Source organism: Algibacter mikhailovii (assembly GCF_014651495.1).
Lineage (GTDB): Bacteria > Bacteroidota > Bacteroidia > Flavobacteriales > Flavobacteriaceae > Algibacter_E > Algibacter_E mikhailovii.
The window spans coordinates 1-5,180 of sequence record NZ_BMWZ01000021.1; the positions used below are offsets into that span (position 1 = coordinate 1).

General features: G+C 46.5%; 2 tRNA genes and 3 rRNA genes. All 5 read left to right on the forward strand.

The window, feature by feature from the left end:
• Positions 1–45 precede the first annotated feature (45 nt).
• The 5 genes from IE051_RS18290 (at position 46) to rrf (ending at position 5,140) form a co-directional block, all read left to right on the forward strand.
• Positions 46–1,568 (forward strand): 16S ribosomal RNA (locus IE051_RS18290).
• A gap of 88 nt (positions 1,569–1,656) precedes the next feature.
• Positions 1,657–1,730, forward strand: a tRNA-Ile gene (locus IE051_RS18295).
• Positions 1,731–1,810: 80 nt separating this feature from the next.
• Positions 1,811–1,884, forward strand: a tRNA-Ala gene (locus tag IE051_RS18300).
• A 190-nt stretch (positions 1,885–2,074) separates the two neighbouring features.
• Positions 2,075–4,900: ribosomal RNA gene (locus IE051_RS18305) — 23S ribosomal RNA — on the forward strand.
• 132 nt (positions 4,901–5,032) lie between these two features.
• Positions 5,033–5,140, forward strand: a 5S ribosomal RNA gene (gene rrf / locus IE051_RS18310).
• Together the 16S, 23S and 5S rRNA genes with 2 tRNA genes alongside form the textbook arrangement of a ribosomal RNA operon.
• Positions 5,141–5,180: the final 40 nt, after the last annotated feature.

The following is a 5,180-nucleotide window of genomic DNA, read 5'->3' on the forward strand; positions in this document are numbered from 1 at the left end:
AAAATAGTTGCTGGGTATTATTACTTAAGTGACTAATAAAAATTAACGATGAAGAGTTTGATCCTGGCTCAGGATGAACGCTAGCGGCAGGCTTAACACATGCAAGTCGAGGGGTAACATAAGTGCTTGCACTTGATGACGACCGGCGCACGGGTGCGTAACGCGTATAGAATCTACCTTTTGCTGAGGAATAGCCCAGAGAAATTTGGATTAATGCCTCATAGTATGTTTTTATCACATGATGATTACATTAAAGGTTACGGCAAAAGATGACTATGCGTCCTATTAGCTAGATGGTAAGGTAACGGCTTACCATGGCAACGATAGGTAGGGGCCCTGAGAGGGGGATCCCCCANACACTGGTACTGAGACACGGACCAGACTCCTACGGGAGGCAGCAGTGAGGAATATTGGACAATGGAGGGAACTCTGATCCAGCCATGCCGCGTGCAGGAAGACTGCCCTATGGGTTGTAAACTGCTTTTATACAGGAAGAAACCGCGCTACGTGTAGCGCTCTGACGGTACTGTAAGAATAAGGATCGGCTAACTCCGTGCCAGCAGCCGCGGTAATACGGAGGATCCAAGCGTTATCCGGAATCATTGGGTTTAAAGGGTCCGTAGGTGGATAATTAAGTCAGAGGTGAAAGTTTGCAGCTCAACTGTAAAATTGCCTTTGATACTGGTTATCTTGAATCATTATGAAGTGGTTAGAATATGTAGTGTAGCGGTGAAATGCATAGATATTACATAGAATACCAATTGCGAAGGCAGATCACTAATAATGTATTGACACTGATGGACGAAAGCGTAGGTAGCGAACGGGATTAGATACCCCGGTAGTCTACGCCGTAAACGATGGATACTAGCTGTTCGGAACTTGCTTCTGAGTGGCTAAGCGAAAGTGATAAGTATCCCACCTGGGGAGTACGTTCGCAAGAATGAAACTCAAAGGAATTGACGGGGGCCCGCACAAGCGGTGGAGCATGTGGTTTAATTCGATGATACGCGAGGAACCTTACCAGGGCTTAAATGTAGATTGACAGGACTAGAGATAGTTTTTTCTTCGGACAATTTACAAGGTGCTGCATGGTTGTCGTCAGCTCGTGCCGTGAGGTGTCAGGTTAAGTCCTATAACGAGCGCAACCCCTGTTGTTAGTTGCCAGCATGTAAAGATGGGAACTCTAACAAGACTGCCAGTGCAAACTGTGAGGAAGGTGGGGATGACGTCAAATCATCACGGCCCTTACGTCCTGGGCTACACACGTGCTACAATGGTAGGGACAGAGAGCAGCCACTGGGCGACCAGGAGCGAATCTATAAACCCTATCACAGTTCGGATCGGAGTCTGCAACTCGACTCCGTGAAGCTGGAATCGCTAGTAATCGCATATCAGCCATGATGCGGTGAATACGTTCCCGGGCCTTGTACACACCGCCCGTCAAGCCATGGAAGCTGGGAGTGCCTGAAGTCCGTCACCGCAAGGAGCGGCCTAGGGTAAAATCGGTAACTAGGGCTAAGTCGTAACAAGGTAGCCGTACCGGAAGGTGCGGCTGGAACACCTCCTTTCTAGAGAAAGACGACTAATAAGTATCAAAAAAACTAAGAAAAAGATAGTTTATTCTCATTGCTGTTAATTTAAAAAAAGATTTAGTAGAGTCTCATAGCTCAGCTGGTTAGAGCGCTACACTGATAATGTAGAGGTCGGCAGTTCGAGTCTGCCTGAGACTACTAACTACTAAATAATAGGAAATTCTAGAACTGAGAATTCTAAATTCACATTAAGGATTCTAATATTATAGAATTTTAATGGGGGATTAGCTCAGCTGGCTAGAGCGCTTGCCTTGCACGCAAGAGGTCATCGGTTCGACTCCGATATTCTCCACAACGGCTTAAGGTCGTTTACTGATAATACATTATCGGTTGCGATTTGCCACACGTTCATTGACATATTGAAAAAAGATACATGAAAATATGATTAGATTACGATCTAATGTATTTAAATAATAATTCTGATTAATTAGAATCACGAGCGATATCTAATTAATCGAAACTCATTAAAAAAGCAAAAAGTACAATAAGCTAAATAAGGGCGTATGGGGAATGCCTAGGCTCTCAGAGGCGATGAAGGACGTGATAAGCTGCGAAAAGCTGCGGGGATCGGCACACACGATTTGATCCGCAGATATCCGAATGGGGCAACCCACTATATTGAAGATATAGTATCCTTAGGGAGGCAAACCCGGAGAACTGAAACATCTAAGTACCCGGAGGAGAAGAAAACAAAAGTGATTCCGTTAGTAGTGGCGAGCGAACGCGGATTAGCCCAAACCATTGTTGTTACGGCAATAGTGGGGTTGTAGGACCACGATATTCGAACTATGCTGAATTAGAATCCTTTGGAAAGAGGAACCATAGAGGGTGATAGTCCCGTAAAAGTAAAAAATAGTAAGATAGTGGTATCCTGAGTAGTGCGGGACACGAGTAATCCTGTATGAATCTGTCGGGACCATCCGATAAGGCTAAATACTCCTGAGAGACCGATAGTGAACTAGTACCGTGAGGGAAAGGTGAAAAGAACCCTGAATAAGGGAGTGAAATAGAACCTGAAACCATACGCTTACAAGCGGTCGGAGCAGACTTGATCTGTGACGGCGTGCCTTTTGCATAATGAGCCTACGAGTTACCGTTGCTAGCAAGGTTAAGGACTTCAGGTCCGGATCCGTAGCGAAAGCGAGTCTGAATAGGGCGCTTAGTTAGTAGTGGTAGACGCGAAACCGTGTGATCTACCCATGGGCAGGTTGAAGCTGTAGTAACATACAGTGGAGGACCGAACCGGTTGACGTTGAAAAGTCTTCGGATGACCTGTGGGTAGGGGTGAAAGGCCAATCAAACTCGGAAATAGCTCGTACTCCCCGAAATGCATTTAGGTGCAGCGTTGATTTATAGTTTTATAGAGGTAGAGCTACTGATTGGATGCGGGGGCTTCACCGCCTACCAATTCCTGACAAACTCCGAATGCTATAAAATGTTAATCAGCAGTGAGGGCATGGGTGCTAAGGTCCATGTCCGAGAGGGAAAGAACCCAGACCATCAGCTAAGGTCCCAAAATATATGTTAAGTTGAACTAACGAGGTTGAACTGCTTAGACAGCTAGGATGTTGGCTTGGAAGCAGCCATTCATTTAAAGAGTGCGTAACAGCTCACTAGTCGAGCGGTTCGGCATGGATAATAATCGGGCATAAACATATTACCGAAGCTATGGGATAGAAATATCGGTAGGGGAGCATTGTAGTGTCGTCGAAGGAGAGCTGTGAGGTTTTCTGGAGAAGCTACAAAAGAAAATGTAGGCATAAGTAACGATAATGCGGGCGAGAAACCCGCACGCCGAAAGACTAAGGTTTCCTCAGCTATGCTAATCAGCTGAGGGTTAGTCGGGACCTAACGCGAACCCGAAAGGGGTAGTGGATGGACAACAGGTTAATATTCCTGTACCTGCTCTCAATAAAAGTGACGGAGGTGTAAATTTGGTGCGTACTGACGGAATAGTACGTTGAAGCGAGTAGTGATACCGCGATAGTACACTGAGACTTCGGTCAAGGTGATAATCCAGAGGAGCAACTTCCAAGAAAAGCGAGAGAAGCAGCCCGTACCCTAAACCGACACAGGTAGTTGGGATGAGAATTCTAAGGCGCTCGAGAGATTCATGGCTAAGGAATTAGGCAAAATAGACTCGTAACTTCGGGAGAAGAGTCGCCACCCTTCGGGGTGGCCGCAGTGAAAAGGTCCAGGCGACTGTTTATCAAAAACACAGGGCTATGCTAAATTGAAAGATGACGTATATGGCCTGACACCTGCCCGGTGCTGGAAGGTTAAGTGGAGGGTTTAGAAGTTTACTTCGAAGATCTCAAATGAAGCCCCAGTAAACGGCGGCCGTAACTATAACGGTCCTAAGGTAGCGAAATTCCTTGTCGGGTAAGTTCCGACCTGCACGAATGGTGCAACGATCTGGACACTGTCTCAGCCATGAGCTCGGTGAAATTGTAGTATCGGTGAAGATGCCGATTACCCGCTGTGGGACGAAAAGACCCCGTGCACCTTTACTATAGCTTAGTATTGGTTTTGGATAAGTAATGTGTAGGATAGGTGGGAGACTTTGAAGCGGCGTCGCTAGGCGTTGTGGAGTCATTGTTGAAATACCACCCTTTGCTTATCTAGAGTCTAACCTTCATGAGAAGGGACAGTGCTTGGTGGGTAGTTTGACTGGGGTGGTCGCCTCCAAAAGAGTAACGGAGGCTTCTAAAGGTTCCCTCAGCACGCTTGGTAACCGTGCGTAGAGTGCAATGGCATAAGGGAGCTTGACTGAGAGACCTACAAGTCGATCAGGTACGAAAGTAGAGCATAGTGATCCGGTGGTTCCGCATGGAAGGGCCATCGCTCAAAGGATAAAAGGTACGCCGGGGATAACAGGCTGATCTCCCCCAAGAGCTCATATCGACGGGGGGGTTTGGCACCTCGATGTCGGCTCGTCACATCCTGGGGCTGGAGAAGGTCCCAAGGGTTGGGCTGTTCGCCCATTAAAGTGGCACGCGAGCTGGGTTCAGAACGTCGTGAGACAGTTCGGTCTCTATCTACAGTGGGCGTTAGAAATTTGAGTGGATCTGACTCTAGTACGAGAGGACCGAGTTGGACTAACCTCTGGTGTATCTGTTGTTGCGCCAGCAGCATTGCAGAGTAGCTACGTTGGGAAGGGATAAGCGCTGAAAGCATATAAGCGCGAAACCCACCACAAGATGAGATTTCTTTAAAGGGTCGTGGGAGATTACCACGTTGATAGGCTATAGGTGTAAAGGCAGTAATGTCATAGCCGAGTAGTACTAATAACCCATAGGCTTATTGTACGCCTGTTTTTTTATAAGAGTACAATTATTATTATAATCATGTTCTTTATTCAATATGTTAAGATATTTGTTTATCCCACGGGATAAACGCTGAAGACTAGAAGCGAAAGCCGATAGTCAGCAGCTATAACTTAAGGTGGTTATAGCGATGGGGCTCACCTCTTACCATTCCGAACAGAGAAGTTAAGCCCATTTGCGCCGATGGTACTACATTTGTGGGAGAGTAGGTCGTTGCCTTTTTTGAATCCTCAACATGTATTTGTTGAGGATTTTTTTTTGG